Source organism: Curtobacterium sp. AC272, assembly GCF_979258155.1.
The window spans coordinates 1,626,987-1,643,533 of record NZ_OZ409838.1; the positions used below are offsets into that span (position 1 = coordinate 1,626,987).

Genomic DNA, 16,547 nt, shown 5'->3' on the forward strand with positions numbered 1-16,547 from the left:
CCGCATGGCACCCGCGACCCTGCTCGGCACGACCGTGGACCCGGCGTCCGCCGGGCTCGTCGACCGCTTCGGGCGTCGTGCGATCGACCTGCGGGTGTCGCTGACCGAACGGTGCAACCTGCGCTGCACGTACTGCATGCCGGCCGCCGGGCTGCCCTTCGCCCCCGACGACGCCCTGATGACCGCCGCCGAGATCGAGCGGCTGGTGCGGATCGGGTCGTCGCGGTTCGGCGTGCGCAAGGTGCGGTTCACCGGCGGCGAGCCGATGCTCCGGCACGACCTGGTCGACGTGATCGCCCGGTGCGCCGCGCTGCCCGACGCCCCGGAACTGTCGCTCACCACGAACGCCATCGGTCTCGCCCACCGCGCCCAGGCCCTGTACGACGCCGGGCTGCGGCGCGTGAACGTGTCGCTCGACACCGTCGACCCGGACGTGTTCACCACCGTGACCCGCCGCCCGTTCCTCGACAAGGTCATCACCGGGCTGTCCGCCGCCCACGACGCCGGCCTGGACATCAAGGTCAACGCGGTGCTGCTGCGCGGGATCAACGACGAGGCCGCGCCGGAGCTGCTGCGCTGGTGCCTCGACCGCGGCTACGAGCTGCGGTTCATCGAGCAGATGCCGCTCGACCCCGACCACGCCTGGGACCGCACCGAGATGGTGACCGCTGCCGAGACCCGGCAGCTGCTGGCGTCGTCGTTCGTGCTGACGCCGGACGAGGCCCCGCGGGACGGCGCCCCGGCCGAGCGGTACCGGGTGCACGCACGCGACCACGCCGCTGCGTCGGGCATCGGCGTGCTGCTCGGCACCGTCGGGATCATCGCGAGCATCACCGAGTCCTTCTGCGCCGACTGCACCCGCACCCGGTTGACCGCCGACGGCAACGTCCGGAGCTGCCTGTTCTCCGACGCCGAGACCGACGTCCTCGGCCCGATGCGCGCAGGGGTCTCCGACGACGACGTGGCCGAGCTGTGGCGCCGGGCGATGTGGGCGAAGCCGCGCGACCACGGCGACGACAGCGACGAGCTCGTGCACCCGACGCGCGGCATGAGCGCGATCGGCGGCTGAGCGGTGACCACGATCCGGTTCTTCGCCGCTGCCCGGGCGGCGGTCGGCGTCGACGAGCTGTCCACGACTGCTGTCACGATCGACGAGGCGTTGCGCGAGGTCACCGCCGCCGACCCGTCGCGCTGGAGTGCGCTGCAGGAGCGGTGCTCGTACCTGGTCGACGGAGTGACCACCCGCGACCGAGCCACCGCGCTCGATGGTGTCGCGGTCGTCGACGTCATGCCCCCCTTCGCCGGCGGCTGAGCGGCGCTCGTTCTTTCCCAGAACGCACGCGATGCCCGGTGCTTCCGGGCGTACCGGGTCAAAACTTCCGACCAGGTATGCCCGATTCGACCAGGTACGCCGCCGCGCCGCCCGCCGCCCGCCGCCGCGCTGCGCCCTACGGCGAGACGGACAGCACGATGAACGCGGCGAAGATCACCAGGTGCACCCCGCCCTGCAGTCGCGTCGCCCGACCCGGCAGCACCGTGAGCACCGCGGCGACGATCGTCAGTGCGAGCAGCACGATCTGGGACGACCCGAGCCCGAGCAGCAGCGTGCCCGGCATGAACAGCGACGCCACCGCGATGGAGGGGATCGTCAGACCGATCGACGCCATCGCCGAGCCCATCGCCAGGTTCAGGCTCGTCTGGATCCGGTTGCGGGCGGCGGCCTTCGACGCCGCGATGCCCTCGGGCAGCAGGATGAGCAGGGCGATCACGACACCGACGAACGACGGCGGGAACCCGACAGCGGCCACGCCGGCCTCGATCGCGGGCGACTCGACCTTGGCGAGCCCGACCACCGCGACCAGGGCGACGACGAGCAGTGCGAGCGAGGTCATCGTCGCGCGACCGGTCGGCCGGGCAGCGTGGGCGTCCTCGGACTCGGCGAGCACACCCCTGACCGGTTCACGGGCAGGAAGAAGTCCCGGTGGGCCACGGTCTGCGTCACCACGAACAGGCCGTAGAGCACGATCGACGCGACGGCCACGAAGACGAGCTGCGTCCCGGTGAAGGACGCGTCGTCGGTGCCGGTGGTGAACGTCGGCAGCACCAGGGTCAGCACGGCGAGCGCGGCCACCGTCATCGTCGCGGCGCTCGCGCCCTCCTGGTTGAAGCGCACGGTGTTGTGCCGGAGCGTCCCGATCAGGATCGCGAGGCCGACGAGCCCGTTCATCGTGATCATCACGGCCGAGAACACCGTGTCGCGCGCCAGCGTCTCGGCCTGGGCGCCGCCGGAGCTCGACAGCGAGATGATCAGCGCGACCTCGATGATCGTGACCGCGACGGCGAGCACGAGTGAGCCGAAGGGTTCCCCGACTCGGTGCGCGACGACCTCGGCGTGGTGCACCGCCGCGAGCACGGTGGCGGCGAGCACGACCGCGACGATCGCCACGACCACGGTGCCGAGTCCGTAGCGGCCGTACGAGAACGCGAGCACGACGGCCGCCAGGATCGGGATGGCCACGGGCCACGCCTTGGGGAACCAGGAGGTCATCCGTCCATTGTCTCAACCGCGCGGCGCGTACACCGCCAGTTCGGACGCCGGGACGTCGACGCGGACGGCATCGCCCGGGCCGATCCCGAGCGCCGTGACCCGCGCCAGGGTCAGGTCCGCGACCAGGTCGCCGGCGCACACCCGCACGAGACCGTCCCGCGGTTCGAGCGACGTGACGGTGCGCTCCGGTCCGGCGCCGTCCCGCATGAGCACGGCGGCCGTCGGGTGGAAGGCGCCCAGGGCTGGCCGACCGGGAGGCACGGCGTGCGTCCCGGACGCCAGCTCGCCCCCGCCGTCGGTGGCGATCCCACCCGCGGTGGCGGTCCCGCGCACCAGCGCGAGTCCGGAGAACGCCGCCGCGAAGGCACTCGTGGGCCGTCCGAGCACGGCCGCTGGGGTGCCGTCCTCGACGACCCGGCCGTGCTCGACGACGACGACCCGGTCGGCCAGGGCGACGACCTCGACCGGGTCGTGCGTGACCAGGACGCTCGGGCGCCCGCCGATCGCGGTCCGGAGGGCTGCACGGACCTCGTCGCGCGCGGCGACGTCGAGCGCCGACGTCGGTTCGTCGAGCAGCAGGACCGCCGGGTCGGTGGCGAGCGCCCGGGCGATGGCGACGCGCTGGGCCTGCCCGCCGGACAGCGTGTCGGGGCTCCGTCCTGCCAGTTCGTCGATGCCGACGGCAGCCAGGGCACGGAGCGCGCGGGCACGGGCCGCGGCGCGTCGGACGCCGGCTGCCCGCGGGCCGAACGCCACGTTGCCGACCACGTCGAGGAACGGGAACAGGTCGGGCCGCTGGGCGACGAGTCCGATGCGGCGGCGGTGGGCGGGGACGGTCCGCCGCTGGTCCGCCACCACGGTGCCGCCGAGGGCCACCTGTCCGGCGTCGATCGGCAGCAGGCCGGCGAGGGCCTCGACCACGGTGGACTTGCCCGCGCCGTTCGGCCCGATGACGGCCACGCACTCCCCCGTCGCGACCTCGAGGGCGACGTCGACCCCTCGTCGCTCGACGACGATCCGCGCGGTGACCCCGGTCACGCTGCCACGCCCCGGGTCCGGAGCGACGAGGCGCCGATGACCATGACGGCGACCACGACGAGCACGACGGCCAGTGCCACGGCCGTGTCCGGGTCGACCTCGCGCTGCAGGTAGATCTCCAGCGGCAGGGTCCGGGTGACCCCCTGCAGGCTGCCCGCGAAGGTCAGGGTCGCGCCGAACTCGCCGAGCGCTCGCGCGAAGCAGAGCACCAGCCCGGAGACGATGCCGGGCAGGACCCTCGGGGTCGTGACGCTGAGGAACGTGCGGGTGGGACCGGCGCCGAGGGTGGCGGCGACCCGCTCGTACCGGTCCCCCTCGACGCGGAGCGCGCCCTCGATCGAGGACACCAGGAACGGCATGGCGACGAACGTCTGCGCGATGACGACCGCTGTCGTGGTGAACGCGATGTGCAGTCCGTGGTCGTCGAGGAACGCCCCGACCACCCCGAGGCGACCGAACGCCGCCAGCAGCGCGAGCCCGCCGACGACCGGCGGCAGCACGAGCGGGAGCAGGACGACGGCGCGGGCGACGCCCACCCACCGTGATCGGGACCGGGCGAACAGCACGGCGAGCGGGTACCCGAGCACGAACGCGACGGCCGTGGCGGTCAGCGCGGTGCCGAGGCTGAGCCCGAGGGCCGTGAGCGACGCCGTCGAGGTGACGAGGGCGACGAACGACGACCAGTCGACCCGACCGAGCATCGCGAGCACGGGGACGACGACGAACAGACCGCCCAGCGCCGCGGGCAGCGGGAGCCACCAGGCGACCGGCGGCCGTCCGTCAGCCCGCGAGGCCACGGGTCACGGCTTCCCGAACCCGGCGGCGGTGAGCACCTTCTGGCCGGTGGCGGACCGGACGGAGTCGGAGAACGCCTGTGCGAGCTCCGGGTTGTCGGAACCCTTCAGCACGCCGATCGGGTACGTGTTGACGGCCTTGCTCGACTCGTCGAACGGGACACCGTCGACCTTGCCGTCGGCACCCTGCACGTCGGTCACGTAGACCAGCCCGGCGTCGGCCTGACCGGACTCGACCTTGCCGAGCACGTCGGTGACGGACTGCTCCTCGCTGACGGGCTGCAGGTCGACGCCCGAGGCGGACTCGACCTTCGCCGTCGCGGCACCGCACGGCACCGGGGCCGCGCACGTGACGAGCTGGACGCCGGAGCCGGTCAGGTCGTCGAGGCTCGTGATGCCCTTCGGGTTGCCCGGCGCGACGGCGATCTCGAGGACGTTCGTCGCGAAGTCCCGCGGTGACCCGCTCGCCAGGTCGGTCGAGGACAGCTTCGCCATGTTCGCCTCGTCGGCGGAGGCGAACACGTCGGCGGGGGCGCCGTTCTGGATCTGGGTGACGAGGTCGCTCGAGCCCGCGAACGAGAACTCGATCGAGGCGCCGGGGTGCGCGAGTTCGAAGTCCTTGCCGAGCGTGGTGAAGGTCTTCTGGAGCGACGCGGCGGCGAACACCGTGATCGAGCCCGACACGTCTGCGTCCGCGCTCGACGACGACGACGGCGACGACGACCCGGCCGGAGCGTCGGCGGTGGAACACGACGCCAGGCCGAGCGCCGCGACGACGGCGAGGGGCACGAGCAGCGAGCGGGGACGACGGGTCATCGGGGGTCCTCCTGGTGGGTGGGCGCCTCGACGGTGACCATCGTGGCCTTGACGGACGCCACGGCGACGGACCCGACCTCGAGCCCGAGGTCGCGCACCGCCTCGGCGCTCATGAGCGAGACCACGCGGTGCGGGCCGCACTGCAGTTCGACCTGCGCCATCACCGTGTCGACGACCAGGTCGGTGACGATGCCGACGAAGCGGTTCCGAGCCGAGCTCTTCACACCGGTGTCCGGGGCGGCCAGCTCGGTGCTCCGCGCCCGGGCGTACTCGGCCACCTGCCGACCGTCGACGACGGCGCGACCGGCGTCGTCGGTGGCCCGGCTGAAGGTGCCCCCGTCGACGAGTCGGCGCACGGTGTCGTCACTCACCCCGAGGAAGCTTGCAGCGTCGCGGATCCGCAGTTGCGTCATGATGCGACGATCCTAGCCGCGGAAGCGGCGCCCTGGACCCGATCAGTGTCGAATCAGGACATGTGCCCGATCGCCACGGGCAACCCTTCGCGGCGCCAGGCCTCGAACCCGCCGTCGAGGACCGCCACGTGCCTCCAGGCAGGCTGGGCGGCAGCCCACGCGTCCGCACGCGGACCACGGGCGCAGTAGACGACCACGTCCGCCGCGTCGGTGTCGTCGGTCACCGCGTCACCCGTGACGGCTCCGGCGACCACGCCGTCCGCGCGTTCGGCGTCGGTGCGCACGTCGACGACGACCACCGGGTCAGCGGGGTCGGCCAGGCGCGCGGCGAGTGCGGACGGGGCGATGCGCTCGGTCCGCGACGCAGCGACCGCGACGGGACGGCGTGATGCCGGCCCGCGCCGGACGGGGCTCTCGCTCCACCGCCAGCGGCGCGCGTCGACGGTCAGGACCCGTCCGAGCAACGGTTCGCCGGTGCCGGTGACCAGGGCGGTCACCTGCCCGGCCATCACCGCTCCGACCGCTCCGCACAGTGCCGGGACGACGCCGTCCAGGGCACACGAGCCCTCGTCGGGCAGGGCCTCGGGGTGCAGGTCGTGGAAGTCGACGCCGTCCGGCCCGGCGTCACGGAACACGCTGACCTGTCCGTCGTGGCCGAGCACCGTGCCCCAGACGAACGGCACGCCCGCGTCGGAGCAGGCATCCGAGACCGCCCGGGTGACCAGGACGGAGTCCGCCGCGTCGACGACCACGTCGTGCCCGGCGACGAGCTCCGGGGTGAAGGAACCGACCACGGCGACCGCGTCGAGTTCCGGGTCGACGGCGCGGGCGCGGGCGACGGCGACCTCGGCCTTCGACGATCCGACGTCGGCAGCCGTGAAGAGCGTCTGACGCGCGAGGTTCGACGCGTCGACCACGTCCGGGTCGACGACCGTGAGCCGTCCGAGCCCGGCGAGGTACGCGACGACGGGAGCCCCGAGTCCGCCGGCCCCGACCACCAGGACGCGTGAAGCGGCCAGGCGCCGGAGTCCGACGGTGCCGACGTCGGACAGGGCAGCGGTCCGCGACCCGAGCCGGGTCCGCCACGGGGAAAGCGCTGCGACGGGGGCGACGAGGGGGTCCATCCCGTCATTCTGGCCGGTCGTGCCGAATCCCTGCATGTGAATGTTCAGCGGGTGGACGCGGCGGATGCTCAGTGCCGCTCGGTACGGTCGCGGGCGTGAGTTCTCCCCGCACCGGCACCGTCACGGTCCGACGCACGACGTCGGATGCGTCGACGCGCGCACGGCTCCGGGCGCTCGCCCGCTCGACCGTCCGGGCACTGGTGCGGGCACCGGAGATCACCATCGGTGTGGTCGGAGTCGTCGTCACCGCGGCCTTCACGTGGGTGCCGTCGGTCTGGTACGACGAAGCGGCCACCCTGACGAGCGCGCAGCGCAGCTGGCCGGCGCTCTGGGCGGAGCTGCAGAACGTCGACGCCGTGCACAGCCTGTACTACGCACTCATGCACGTCTGGCTCGCCCTGGTCGGATACACCCCGTTCACGCTCCGCTTCCCCAGTGCCCTGGCGATCGGGATCGCCGCCGCACTCGTGGTGGCGCTCGGCCGGCGCCTCGGCGGTGTCCGGCTCGGGGTCGTCTCCGGCCTGGTCTTCCTGCTGCTGCCCCGCGTCGCCTGGGCCGGCACCGAGGGCCGCCCGTACGCGACCGTCACCACCTTCGCCGCGCTGCTCACACTCGTCGGCCTGACCGCGGTCCGTCGCACCCGGGTGCGGCACCACGCGACGCGGTGGTGGATCGTCTACGGCGCTCTGGCGGCCGTGGCCGTCCTGTTCAACGTCTACCTGTCCCTCGCCGTCGTGGCGCACGGCGTCGTGCTCGCGTGGACCGGCGTCGCCGATCGGGCGGCCCGACGGCAGGCCTCGGTGACCGACCGCCGCGGCACTGTGCCCCCGGCGATGGTGGACCGCGCCGTCGTCGTCCGCTGGGCCGTCGCCGCCACGGCCGCAGCCGTGGTGGTCCTGCCGTTCATCGGGCTCGCGGCCGGTCAGGCCAAGCAGGTCGGCTGGATCACCGGCATCGGGTGGGCCACCCTGCGGCAGGTCTTCGCGACGGCCTGGTTCGGGGTCGTCTACCCGTACGCCACCCTCGGCTGGGTGCTGATGATCGTCGCCGTCGTGCTGACGGTGCGCGCGGTCCGACGCCCGGCGCCCGGCGCGCGTGACGTCCTGCGGATGCAGGCCGTCCGGGTCGCGGTGCCCCTGACGATCCTGCCGACCGCGCTCCTGATCGCCGCGACGGCCGCCGGTGAGCACCTCTACTCCCCGAAGTACGCGAGCATCAGCCTGCCGTTCGTGGCGCTCCTGATCGGACTGGCGATCACGGCCATCCGCCCGCGACGCTGGATCGCGGTGGCGGTCGTGGGCATGGTCCTGGTGTCCGTGCCGACGTCGACGATCGTGCGGTTGCCGCACGCCAAGCAGTCCTCGCACTGGGCGAACGCCGCGGCGGTGATCGAGCGCGAGCGCAACTGGGCGACCGACTCCGACGAAGGCGTCATCTACGGCAGCGTGTACGGGCACCCCACCACGACCGCGCAGGTCATCGCCGACGCCTACCCCGAGGCCTTCACCGGCATGCGGGACCTCGCCATCACGAGCACGGGAGTGGAACGCGGCGAGCTCTGGAACACGAACGGCGACATCGCCACGACGGTGCCCGCTCGCCTGGACGACATCGACACCGTGTGGTTCGTCGGCGCGACGTCGCGGAACATCCGCCCGCAGGTGTCCGAGACGCTGAAGGCACAGGGGTTCCACGTCGTGCGCTGGTGGCACGAGGACACGGTCATCCTCTGGAAGTACAGCCGCTGAGCTGACGGGCGGTCAGTGCTCGTCGTACGGTCAGCGCTTCGTCGTACGGTCAGTGCACGAGGCGGGCGCCGTGCACCGGACCGGTGGCACGGAGCGCGACCAGGCCGGCGGCGCTGAGCTCGACCTGCAGTTCGAGCGCGGCGTCACGGTCACCGACCAGGAACGCCACCGTCGGACCGCTGCCCGACACCAGACCCGCGAGCGCCCCGGCCTTCTCGCCGAGTTCGAGGGTCGACGCGAGTCCGGGCTGCAGCCGCATGGCCGGGGCCTGCAGGTCGTTGTGGACGCAGTCGGCGAGCAGGTCGGGGTCACCGGCACGCAGCGCCTGCAGCACGTTCGACTCCACCACGGGGTGGGACGGCGCCGGTGCGATGTCGGCGCGGTAGCGCTCCCGGTGCTCGTCGAGCGCACGGTAGACCGCCGGGGTCGACAGGCCGTCGTCGCTCAGCGCGAGGACCCAGTGGAACTCGCCCTTCGCCAGCGCGGGGCTGAGTTCGTCGCCGCGGCCGGTGCCCACGGCCGTGCCACCGGCGAAGGCGAACGGCACGTCCGCGCCGAGCTGCGCGGCGAGACGGAGCAGTTCCTCACGCCCGAGGGCGGTGCCCCAGAGCGTGTCCACGGCGAGCAGCGTGGCCGCGGCGTCCGCCGAGCCACCACCCATGCCGCCGGCCACCGGAACCTGCTTGTCGATCGTCAACCGGACTCCGCCCCGGTGCCCAGCGGCGTCGGCCACCAGCCGGGCCGCACGGATCGCCAGGTTCGACTCGTCGACCGGCACGTCCGACGTGTCGATCGGACCGGTGAAGGTCACCGAGAAGTCGTCGGCGTGCTCGGCCGTCACGTCTTCGTACAGCGACACGGCCTGGTACGCGGTCGCCACGTCGTGGTAGCCGTCGTCCTGCAGCGCACCGACGGACAGGAACACGTTGATCTTGCCGGGGGCGCGCGTCCGCACGCGGGTCGGGGCGGCCAACGTGGTCATGCCCCCAACCTATCCCGCTGCGGCTGCCGCGAAGCCCCGCGCCAGGTCGGCGAGGACGTCGTCGATGTGCTCGAGGCCGATCGACAGCCGGATGAGCCCGTCGCCCACACCGGCCGCTGCCCGCTCCGACGACGTCATCTGCACGTGGGTCGTCGATGCCGGGTGCACGACGAGTGACCGGACGTCCCCGATGTTCGACACGTGGTCGAACAGCTCGAGTGCGGCCACGAACCGCCGTCCGGCCTCGACCCCGCCGTCCAGGTCGAACGCCAGGACCGCCGACGGCCCCTTCGGCACGTACCGCTGCTGCAGGTGGTGCCACGGCGACGACGGCAGTCCCGCGTAGTGCACGCCGAGCACCTGGTCGTGCGCGTCCAGCCACGACGCGACGGCGGCCGCGTTCGACACGTGCCGCTCCATCCGGAGGGAGAGCGTCTGGATGCCCTGCAGCACCAGGAAGGCGTTGAAGGGGGCGATCGCCGGACCGAGGTCGGCGGAGAGCTTCGACCGGGTGCGCTGGATGAACGCGCGGCGGCCGAACTTCTCGGCGAAGTCCGTGTTCGCGAACCCGGACTGCTCGGTGGTCGCGAGCTGCGGGAACTTGTCGGCGTGGGCCGCCCAGTCGAAGTTGCCGCTGTCGACGATGAGCCCGGCGATGGCGCTGCCGTGACCGGCCAGGTACTTCGTCGCCGAGTGCACGACGATGTCGGCACCGTGCTCGATCGGACGGACCAGGTACGGCGTCGCGATGGTGTTGTCCACGATGAGCGGGACGCCGGCGTCGTGCGCGACCCCGGCCACCCCGGCGAAGTCCAGGACGTCACCGCGCGGGTTCGGGATCGACTCCCCGAAGAACGCCTTCGTCTCCGGACGCACGGCGGCAGCCCACTCGTCCAGGTCCGTGGGGTCCTGCACGAAGGTGAACGCGATGCCGAGGTCGTGCAGCGTCGACGCGAACAGCGTGTACGTCGCGCCGTACAGCGAGGCACTCGACACGACGTGGTCACCGGCCCGCGCGACGCCGAGGACGGCCAACGAGGTGGCCGCCTGGCCGGACGCCAGCGCGAGCGCACCGACGCCGCCCTCGAGGTCCGCGATGCGCCGCTCGAGCGCCGCCGCCGACGGGTTGTTCACGCGCGAGTACGTGTGCCCCGGAGCGTTGAGCATGAACCGGTCCGCCGCGTCCTCACCGGACGGGTAGACGAAGGCCGCGGTCTGGGCGATCGGCGGGACGTTGCCACCGAACCCCGGGTCGGCCTTGAAGCCGGCGCGGATCTGCCGGGTCTCGAACGCCCAGCCGTCCTCGGCGTCGGTCTCCGCGGCACCCATCAGGACTGCGCTCCGACGATCGGGCGGACGAGCGGGATGACCTGTTCGCCGAAGCGGTCCATCTCCTCGAGCTGCGGCGAGAACTGCAGCAGCAGCGTGTCCACCCCGGCGTCCTCGAACTCCTTGATCCGGGCAGCGACCTGCTCCGGCGTGCCGACGAACCCGGGGCGCAGGCCGCGGTTCGACACCGAGTAGTCCTCGAGCGAGGGGACGTGCTCGAGCTGCGACTTGGAGATGAAGTCCTGGTACGACTCGTACGCGTTGCCGTGCTGCACGTCGGTGATCCGCGCGAGCTCGGCCTGCGCCTCTTCCTCGGTCTCGCGGACGATGACGTAGGCCGCCATGCCGAACGCCTCGAACGGCGGCAGTCCGGCGTCGACGCGGCGCTGCTTCATCTCGGCGATCTTCGTGCGGAGTTCCGGGACCGTGCCGCCGTGGGTCACGTAGGCGTCGGCGTAGCCGGTGATCGCGGCCTTGCCCGCCTCGCTCTCGCCGCCGGCGTAGATGCGCGGGGTCACGCGCGGCTTCGGCTCGAGGTGGGCGTTCTGGACGTCGTAGTACTCGCCCGAGAACGAGTACGGCGTCTCCCGCCACATCCCCTTCATGACCTCGACGAACTCCGCCGTCCGCTTGTAACGGTCGTCGTGCTCCGAGAAGATGCCGCCGTACTGCTTGGCCTCTTCCGCCCACCACGCGCTCACCACGTTGAACGTGAAGCGGCCGCACGAGATGTCGTCGATCGTCGCCGCCTGCTTCGCCGTCACCGCGGGCAGGTGGTAGCCGGGGCGCATGGCCGCCATGATCTCGAGGCGCTCGGTCGTCGCCGCGATGGCCGCGGCGAGTGACCAGGCCTCGAGCGACGGCGCGGCCGTGCCCTTGATGTCGTTGAGGTTGAGCTCCGGCACGAGCGTCAGGTCGAAGCCGATCCGCTCGGCGCGCTGCGCCAGCCGCTTCACGTAGTCGAAGGTGACCGGCATGTTCTCGTTGTCGACGTTGCGCAGCCAGCCGCCGAAGAGCGGGGTCCAGTATCCGAATCGCACGGGGTGAGTTCCTTGGGGAGGTGGGGAGTGCCCGGGAAGGGGCGCGGAACGGACGGGAGGCCCGTGGCGGGCCCGCCACGGGCCTCCTGTCCGGTGGTTCTTGCCTGCTCAGGCCGTGAGTTGCGCCGCGTACTGCGTCTCCAGCAGGCCACCGAGGTAGCGCGCGATGGAGCGTGGACCGGAGGCCGGCGCGGACTCCTCGACGGCGGGGTTGTAGTTCGTGTTCGTGTTGATGTCGTAGACGACCGTGCGGCCGTCCGTGGTCTCCATGAACTCGACGCCCGCGATCGTGATGCGCTGGTCGGCCAGGAACGTGCGGAGCTGCTGGACGAGCGGGTGCTCGGCGGTGACCTCGGTCCGGACGCTGAACGCGCTCGGCTGTTCGGCTCCCGGCACGTCGCAGACCGCTCCAGCGATCACCTGGGGGACCTCGCACGCGTCGGCCGGGCACAGCTCGAAGCTGCCGGCGCTCGTGTCGACGCGGACGGCGTACACGAACTCGCCGCCGACGAACTCGACACGGGTGATGAAGGGCTCACGGGCCGTCAGGAACTCCTGCAGCAGCGTGATGCCGTCGACCGGCGCTTCGAACTCCGGGGAGTCGACGTAGGCGTCGAACTCGGCGAGCGAGTCGAACCGGCGGACGCCCAGGCCCTTGCCGCCCTGGTTGTGCTTCGTGATGAACGGGACGTCCTGGCCGTTCGTGAAGGTGCGCGCGGCCTGCTTGAGCGTCGTCGTGCCGAACACGGCGGTGGTGCGGGGCACGTCGAACCCGGCGTTCTGCAGCAGCCCGTGCTGGGCCACCTTGGAGACCTCGAGCTCGAGCACGTGGCTGCCGCCGACGACCTGGCGACCCGATCGTTCGAGCCAGCCGAGGACCGCGCGGGTGTACTCCTTGCTGTGCTCGTGGCCGCGGGTGTGGCTCGACGCCGACATGCGGGACCAGTACACACCGGGCTCCGGCTCGGCACCGAGGTCGATCTGTCCGTCGGTCAGCAGGATCTCCTGCACCGGGACGCCCTCGGCCTCGAAGGCTGCGGCGAGCGGCGGGAACCACTCGGGGTTCTCGTGGATGACGTACACGCGGGGAGTGCTCACCCGCCCACCCTAGGCACGGTATACCGCACGCGGCCAAGTGTGTGACGCGCGGTTGCTTCGTGTGGTGCGTCCGGGGGAGAGAGAGCCGGGGGGCCGGGGGTTCGGGGGTCCGGGGGTTCGGGGGTCCGGGTCGCACGGTGCGCGCTTGTCCGGCCGGTGCGAGGTTGATCGCTCGGTGGCGGGATGAAGCGCGGCACCGAGCGGTCAACGGCGCACGGGATCATCGGCCTCGCACCGTGCGGCCTCGACCAACCTCGCACGAGCCGGACGGACCCGCACCGTGCGCCGCGTCAGCCAGCAAAGGCCTGCTGGCCGACGACGCCGAGGAGCTCGAGCTTCTGCGCGTCCTCGGATCCTGGGGGTGCGGTGAAGAGCAGCAGTGCCTGGGCCTGGTCGTCGGTGTGCAGGACCTGGCAGTCGACGGTGATCCGGCCGAGCTGCGGCTGCACGATCGTCTTGTTGTCGGACCAGCGACTCGTCACTTCATGCAGTGCCCAGAGCTGGCGGAACTCGGGGCTGCGGGTCTCGAGCTCGGCGATCAGCTCGGTGGCCCGACGGTCCCCCGGTCCGGCCAGCCCCACCGCCGCCCGCAGCGACGCCACCACCACCCGGGCCAGTCGCTCGTGTTGCTCCGGCGCGTACTTCGCGAGCTCGTCTCCGGTCACGAACCACCGCCACGCCTGGTAGCGCTCGTTGCCGGGCAAGCTGACGGACGACCCGAGCAATGCCGCCGCGAGCCGGTTCTCGACCAGGGTCTCGCCCAGGTGGCTGACCACGATCGCGGGGGTGTCCTCGAGCCGGTCGAGCACCCGCAGGATCGCGGGGTCGACGTGGTCGGCGCGGTGCAACCGGGTCGGCGCGTTCTGCCCGGCCAGGTGGAACAGGTGGTCGCGTTCGTCGAGGCTGCAGCGGAGCGCCCGGGCGATCGCGGCGATCATCTGCTCCGACGGCTGCGGCCCACGCTGCTGCTCGAGCCGCGTGTAGTAGTCGACCGACATGCCCGCGAGCGCAGCGACTTCTTCGCGCCGGAGACCAGGCGTCCGGCGTCGTGGTCCTGGCCGAGTCCGACGTCCTCGGGGCGCAGCAGTTCGCGGCGACGGCGGAGGAAGTCGGCGAGTGCAGCGCGGTCCATGGTCCTGATTGTCGTCCGGTTCCCGCCGCCGTGCCAGGGACCGCCGATCCCCCGATGACCGAGGTCTGGATGGGTCGCCGACGACGGCGCATGGTGGTGGACATGGACATCACGAACTCCACCGTCTTCATCCCCGGCGCGACCTCCGGCATCGGCCTCGCCCTGGCCCAGCGCCTGCAGGCCGCGGGCAGCACCGTCGTCATCGGCGGGCGTCGCCAGTCGCTCCTCGATTCGCTCGCCGCCGAGCACGGCTTCGGCACCGTGCAGATCGACGTGGGCGACGCCGCATCCATCGAGCTGGCTGCCGCCTCCGTCCTCGAGGCGTACCCGTCGCTCGACACCCTCGTCACCATGTCGGGGATCATGCGCAACGAGGACCTGCGCTCCCCCGACCACATCCACGACGCACTCGAGATCATCCAGACCAACCTGGTCGGCACGATCCGCCTCATCGACGCGTTCCTGCCGCACCTGCTGGCGCAGCCCGCCTCGACCATCGTCACGGTGTCGTCCGGCCTCGCGTTCGTCCCGCTCACCGCGACGCCGACGTACAACGCCACGAAGGCCGGCGTCCACTCGTACACGCAGTCCCTCCGTCAGCAGCTGCTCGGTACCCCGGTGTCGGTGCTCGAGCTCGCTCCCCGGCGGTGTCGACCGACCTGATGGGCGGAGCGGACTTCGGTGGCATGCCGCTCGACGCCTTCGCCGACGAGGTCCTCTCGCTGCTGGAGTCGGGGGCATCGCCCGAGATCCTGGTGCAGAACGTGCTGCCGCTCCGGTTCGCCGAGCGCGACGGCACGCACCAGCAGATCTTCGAGGCGATGGCGTCGCGCGCGCACTGACCCGCGGCGCGTCGGTTCGCACCGGCGCACGGCGTGCTCGGTGCACGGGGCAGGTCAGTCGTCGCTGCCCTCGGCCTGCTCCCCACGGCGACGCGCGAGTCGGTCGAGCGCGCGGCTCGCGAGCGGCAGCGCCGATGCGACCACCGCGCTGTACAACGCCGAGTCGAGGGGCTTGTGGTGCAGCCGTGTCACCGCCCAGGCGGCGGTGAACGCCGTCACCGCCAGTGCCCCCTCGGCCACCCGGCCCAGCCGGTCGAGGCGCATCGGCGGCCGGAAGTCGTCATCGACGTCGCTCGGATCGTCTCGGAACGCCGAGACCGCGACACCGAACACCGGCAATGCGACCCCGAGGACCGCACCCGCCCACGCCGCGTCGTTCGCCGGGTCCCGCACGACAGCGGGTACGGCGAAGAACTCGATGACCAGCCCGCCGAGCACGGCGACGATCGCGAGCCACTGGGAAAGGGTGATGCGACGCACCCGCCGATCGTAGGGGTCCGCGGGTCCTGCGCGCGCTCCCCCGTTCGCGGGCTCAGAGTTCGGCGAGCAGTTGCTGCAGTTCGGCCTTGGCGTCCGGCATCCGCTCGGGGCCGGTGAGCCGTTCCCGCTGCACCGAGATGCGGACGGTGTCGGGCTTGGGACCGTCCTCGGTGTTCAGCAGCACGGATTCGCGGTCGGGGAAGGTCCACCGGGCCGACGGGCGCTTGCCGCCGCGGCGTTCGGACGTCGGCGTGGACCCGAGTGCGGCCGCGAACACCGGGACGATCCGATCGAGCACCGCCTCGCGCTCACCAGGGACCTGCCGTGAGGCCGACACCGCGAAGGTGCCGTCTGTGCGCTGCCCGGGGATGCGGAGCCCACGTGCCTGTTCGTACCCGATGGTGATGCCCTGCGCCCACCACGGCTCGACGCCCTGGCCCACGATCCACGACGCGATCGCAGCGTGCCCGATGGTGGCTCCGCCCGCCGTGTCGATCAGCACGTGCCACTCGTCCGGTGACTTGCCCGTCGCCGCGAGGACACGGTCCGGCGCCATCCCCTGCGCGTGCGAGCGAACCGTTCCGTCGGTCATGCCGCCATCGTAGGCCGCAGGACACCGCCATCGCGGATCAGCGCTGAGAACCTGCCCGCAGGCGACGCGCCAGCTGAGCACCTTCGGCGTCGATGATCAGCGGGAGGCGCTCCTTGTCGACGACCCCGAACGCAGGATCGACCGTCACGAAGCCGTCGACTTCCCAATGCCGAGCTGTTGCGACGTGCAATGCACCCGAGACGGTCAGGCCGAATTCTTCCATGAGATCTGGGACCTCATCGCTGACGGCATCGATCCCGACCCAGTGCAGTTGCGTCGACCGCAACAGTTCTCGCCATGCGGCGACATGGCGACGAGCGGCCTGCGTCACCATTCCGTGAGCAGCTCGCAGGACCTCGAACTCCGCGTAGCCGCTGTACATCATCTCTGTACCCGCGAGGTCGAGGTGGTCGAGGAACGCGACCGACTCCATCTTGTGACGATCGGTCCGGCGCAGCGCGCTCCGGAGGAAGCTCGAATCGACGAGGACGGCGTCCGGGCGCGCGGCGCAGTCGTTGAACTCGAGGACCCGGTGCTCGTCGAAATGCTCGGGCGTGAGTCGCTCGAACAC

Annotated in this window: 21 protein-coding genes; 5 read left to right on the top strand and 16 right to left on the bottom strand. The window is 72.0% G+C overall.

Going from position 1 to position 16,547, the window contains the following annotated elements:
- Positions 1–4 precede the first annotated feature (4 nt).
- Entirely contained in the window at positions 5–1,069 is a 1,065-nt protein-coding gene (gene moaA / locus ACZZ0J_RS08260; protein WP_463436197.1) for a GTP 3',8-cyclase MoaA, read from the top strand.
- 3 nt (positions 1,070–1,072) lie between these two features.
- Positions 1,073–1,312: a MoaD/ThiS family protein gene (locus tag ACZZ0J_RS08265; protein WP_463436198.1), complete on the top strand. Its 240-nt coding sequence runs from the start codon at positions 1,073–1,075 to the stop codon at positions 1,310–1,312.
- Positions 1,313–1,448: 136 nt separating this feature from the next.
- Here the strand turns inward: ACZZ0J_RS08265 and ACZZ0J_RS08270 are convergent, their stop codons facing one another.
- Genes ACZZ0J_RS08270 through ACZZ0J_RS08300 form a run of 7 tightly spaced genes read right to left on the bottom strand, consistent with a single transcriptional unit; the run spans position 1,449 to position 6,733 of the window.
- The gene (locus ACZZ0J_RS08270) at positions 1,449–1,892 is read right to left on the bottom strand and encodes a calcium:cation antiporter (protein WP_463436199.1); all 444 of its coding nucleotides are present in this window, start codon (positions 1,890–1,892) and stop codon (positions 1,449–1,451) included.
- Complete coding sequence (locus ACZZ0J_RS08275) at positions 1,889–2,548, bottom strand: calcium:cation antiporter (RefSeq protein ID WP_463436200.1); 660 nt, start codon at positions 2,546–2,548, stop codon at positions 1,889–1,891. The genes ACZZ0J_RS08270 and ACZZ0J_RS08275 overlap by 4 nt, the downstream gene beginning before the upstream one ends.
- A gap of 12 nt (positions 2,549–2,560) precedes the next feature.
- Entirely contained in the window at positions 2,561–3,586 is a 1,026-nt protein-coding gene (locus ACZZ0J_RS08280; protein WP_463436201.1) for an ABC transporter ATP-binding protein, read from the bottom strand.
- Entirely contained in the window at positions 3,583–4,383 is an 801-nt protein-coding gene (locus tag ACZZ0J_RS08285; protein ID WP_463436202.1) for an ABC transporter permease, read from the bottom strand. Before ACZZ0J_RS08285 ends, ACZZ0J_RS08280 begins: the two co-directional genes overlap by 4 nt.
- Before the next feature lie 3 nt (positions 4,384–4,386).
- Positions 4,387–5,196, bottom strand: a complete 810-nt coding sequence (gene modA, locus ACZZ0J_RS08290) for a molybdate ABC transporter substrate-binding protein (protein WP_463436203.1) — start codon at positions 5,194–5,196, stop codon at positions 4,387–4,389.
- Positions 5,193–5,609, bottom strand: a complete 417-nt coding sequence (locus tag ACZZ0J_RS08295) for a TOBE domain-containing protein (RefSeq protein WP_463436204.1) — start codon at positions 5,607–5,609, stop codon at positions 5,193–5,195. Before ACZZ0J_RS08295 ends, modA begins: the two co-directional genes overlap by 4 nt.
- 53 nt (positions 5,610–5,662) lie before the next feature.
- Complete coding sequence (locus ACZZ0J_RS08300; RefSeq protein WP_463436205.1) at positions 5,663–6,733, bottom strand: ThiF family adenylyltransferase; 1,071 nt, start codon at positions 6,731–6,733, stop codon at positions 5,663–5,665.
- A 95-nt stretch (positions 6,734–6,828) separates the two neighbouring features.
- On the opposite strand from ACZZ0J_RS08300, the gene ACZZ0J_RS08305 reads away from it, so the two are divergent.
- On the top strand, positions 6,829–8,481 hold the full coding sequence (locus ACZZ0J_RS08305; RefSeq protein WP_463436206.1) for a glycosyltransferase family 39 protein: 1,653 nt from the start codon (positions 6,829–6,831) through the stop codon (positions 8,479–8,481).
- Between the two features lie 49 nt (positions 8,482–8,530).
- Here ACZZ0J_RS08305 and ACZZ0J_RS08310 read toward each other — a convergent pair whose 3' ends face one another.
- From ACZZ0J_RS08310 to ACZZ0J_RS08335, 6 genes are all read right to left on the bottom strand, one after another.
- The gene (locus tag ACZZ0J_RS08310; protein ID WP_194646901.1) at positions 8,531–9,463 is read right to left on the bottom strand and encodes a 4-(cytidine 5'-diphospho)-2-C-methyl-D-erythritol kinase; all 933 of its coding nucleotides are present in this window, start codon (positions 9,461–9,463) and stop codon (positions 8,531–8,533) included.
- Positions 9,464–9,472: 9 nt separating this feature from the next.
- The gene (locus ACZZ0J_RS08315; RefSeq protein WP_463436207.1) at positions 9,473–10,792 is read right to left on the bottom strand and encodes an O-acetylhomoserine aminocarboxypropyltransferase/cysteine synthase family protein; all 1,320 of its coding nucleotides are present in this window, start codon (positions 10,790–10,792) and stop codon (positions 9,473–9,475) included.
- Positions 10,792–11,832: an LLM class flavin-dependent oxidoreductase gene (locus ACZZ0J_RS08320; protein WP_194646903.1), complete on the bottom strand. Its 1,041-nt coding sequence runs from the start codon at positions 11,830–11,832 to the stop codon at positions 10,792–10,794. Before ACZZ0J_RS08320 ends, ACZZ0J_RS08315 begins: the two co-directional genes overlap by 1 nt.
- 108 nt (positions 11,833–11,940) lie before the next feature.
- Entirely contained in the window at positions 11,941–12,930 is a 990-nt protein-coding gene (locus tag ACZZ0J_RS08325; protein WP_463436208.1) for an ATP-grasp domain-containing protein, read from the bottom strand.
- Between the two features lie 290 nt (positions 12,931–13,220).
- Entirely contained in the window at positions 13,221–13,928 is a 708-nt protein-coding gene (locus tag ACZZ0J_RS08330) for a helix-turn-helix transcriptional regulator (protein WP_463436209.1), read from the bottom strand.
- Entirely contained in the window at positions 13,865–14,062 is a 198-nt protein-coding gene (locus ACZZ0J_RS08335) for a hypothetical protein (RefSeq protein WP_463436210.1), read from the bottom strand. Before ACZZ0J_RS08335 ends, ACZZ0J_RS08330 begins: the two co-directional genes overlap by 64 nt.
- 54 nt (positions 14,063–14,116) lie before the next feature.
- On the opposite strand from ACZZ0J_RS08335, the gene ACZZ0J_RS08340 reads away from it, so the two are divergent.
- Positions 14,117–14,725, top strand: coding sequence for an SDR family oxidoreductase (locus ACZZ0J_RS08340; RefSeq protein ID WP_463436211.1), 609 nt, complete (start codon positions 14,117–14,119; stop codon positions 14,723–14,725).
- Positions 14,710–14,904 carry a hypothetical protein gene (locus ACZZ0J_RS08345; protein WP_463436212.1) on the top strand — a complete coding sequence of 65 codons (195 nt, stop codon included), beginning with the start codon at positions 14,710–14,712 and terminating at the stop codon, positions 14,902–14,904. The genes ACZZ0J_RS08340 and ACZZ0J_RS08345 overlap by 16 nt, the downstream gene beginning before the upstream one ends.
- A 54-nt stretch (positions 14,905–14,958) precedes the next feature.
- Here ACZZ0J_RS08345 and ACZZ0J_RS08350 read toward each other — a convergent pair whose 3' ends face one another.
- From ACZZ0J_RS08350 to ACZZ0J_RS08360, 3 genes are read right to left on the bottom strand one after another with little or no spacing between them, the layout of a single operon-like run.
- Complete coding sequence (locus ACZZ0J_RS08350) at positions 14,959–15,384, bottom strand: hypothetical protein (protein WP_123673765.1); 426 nt, start codon at positions 15,382–15,384, stop codon at positions 14,959–14,961.
- A 52-nt stretch (positions 15,385–15,436) separates the two neighbouring features.
- Entirely contained in the window at positions 15,437–15,976 is a 540-nt protein-coding gene (locus ACZZ0J_RS08355) for a hypothetical protein (RefSeq protein ID WP_463436213.1), read from the bottom strand.
- A gap of 37 nt (positions 15,977–16,013) precedes the next feature.
- Complete coding sequence (locus tag ACZZ0J_RS08360) at positions 16,014–16,547, bottom strand: type II toxin-antitoxin system VapC family toxin (RefSeq protein WP_463436214.1); 534 nt, start codon at positions 16,545–16,547, stop codon at positions 16,014–16,016.

Excerpts from the sequence above, each read along its gene's own strand:
- moaA (WP_463436197.1), top strand. The coding sequence starts at position 5 with ATGGCACCCGCGACCCTGCTCGGCACGACCGTGGACCCGGCGTCCGCC.
- ACZZ0J_RS08270 (WP_463436199.1), bottom strand. The coding sequence starts at position 1,892 with ATGACCTCGCTCGCACTGCTCGTCGTCGCCCTGGTCGCGGTGGTCGGG.
- ACZZ0J_RS08275 (WP_463436200.1), bottom strand. The coding sequence starts at position 2,548 with ATGACCTCCTGGTTCCCCAAGGCGTGGCCCGTGGCCATCCCGATCCTG.
- modA (WP_463436203.1), bottom strand. The coding sequence starts at position 5,196 with ATGACCCGTCGTCCCCGCTCGCTGCTCGTGCCCCTCGCCGTCGTCGCG.
- ACZZ0J_RS08295 (WP_463436204.1), bottom strand. The coding sequence starts at position 5,609 with ATGACGCAACTGCGGATCCGCGACGCTGCAAGCTTCCTCGGGGTGAGT.
- ACZZ0J_RS08300 (WP_463436205.1), bottom strand. The coding sequence starts at position 6,733 with ATGGACCCCCTCGTCGCCCCCGTCGCAGCGCTTTCCCCGTGGCGGACC.
- ACZZ0J_RS08310 (WP_194646901.1), bottom strand. The coding sequence starts at position 9,463 with ATGACCACGTTGGCCGCCCCGACCCGCGTGCGGACGCGCGCCCCCGGC.
- ACZZ0J_RS08315 (WP_463436207.1), bottom strand. The coding sequence starts at position 10,792 with ATGGGTGCCGCGGAGACCGACGCCGAGGACGGCTGGGCGTTCGAGACC.
- ACZZ0J_RS08330 (WP_463436209.1), bottom strand. The coding sequence starts at position 13,928 with ATGTCGGTCGACTACTACACGCGGCTCGAGCAGCAGCGTGGGCCGCAG.
- ACZZ0J_RS08335 (WP_463436210.1), bottom strand. The coding sequence starts at position 14,062 with ATGGACCGCGCTGCACTCGCCGACTTCCTCCGCCGTCGCCGCGAACTG.
- ACZZ0J_RS08340 (WP_463436211.1), top strand. The coding sequence starts at position 14,117 with ATGACCGAGGTCTGGATGGGTCGCCGACGACGGCGCATGGTGGTGGAC.
- ACZZ0J_RS08355 (WP_463436213.1), bottom strand. The coding sequence starts at position 15,976 with ATGACCGACGGAACGGTTCGCTCGCACGCGCAGGGGATGGCGCCGGAC.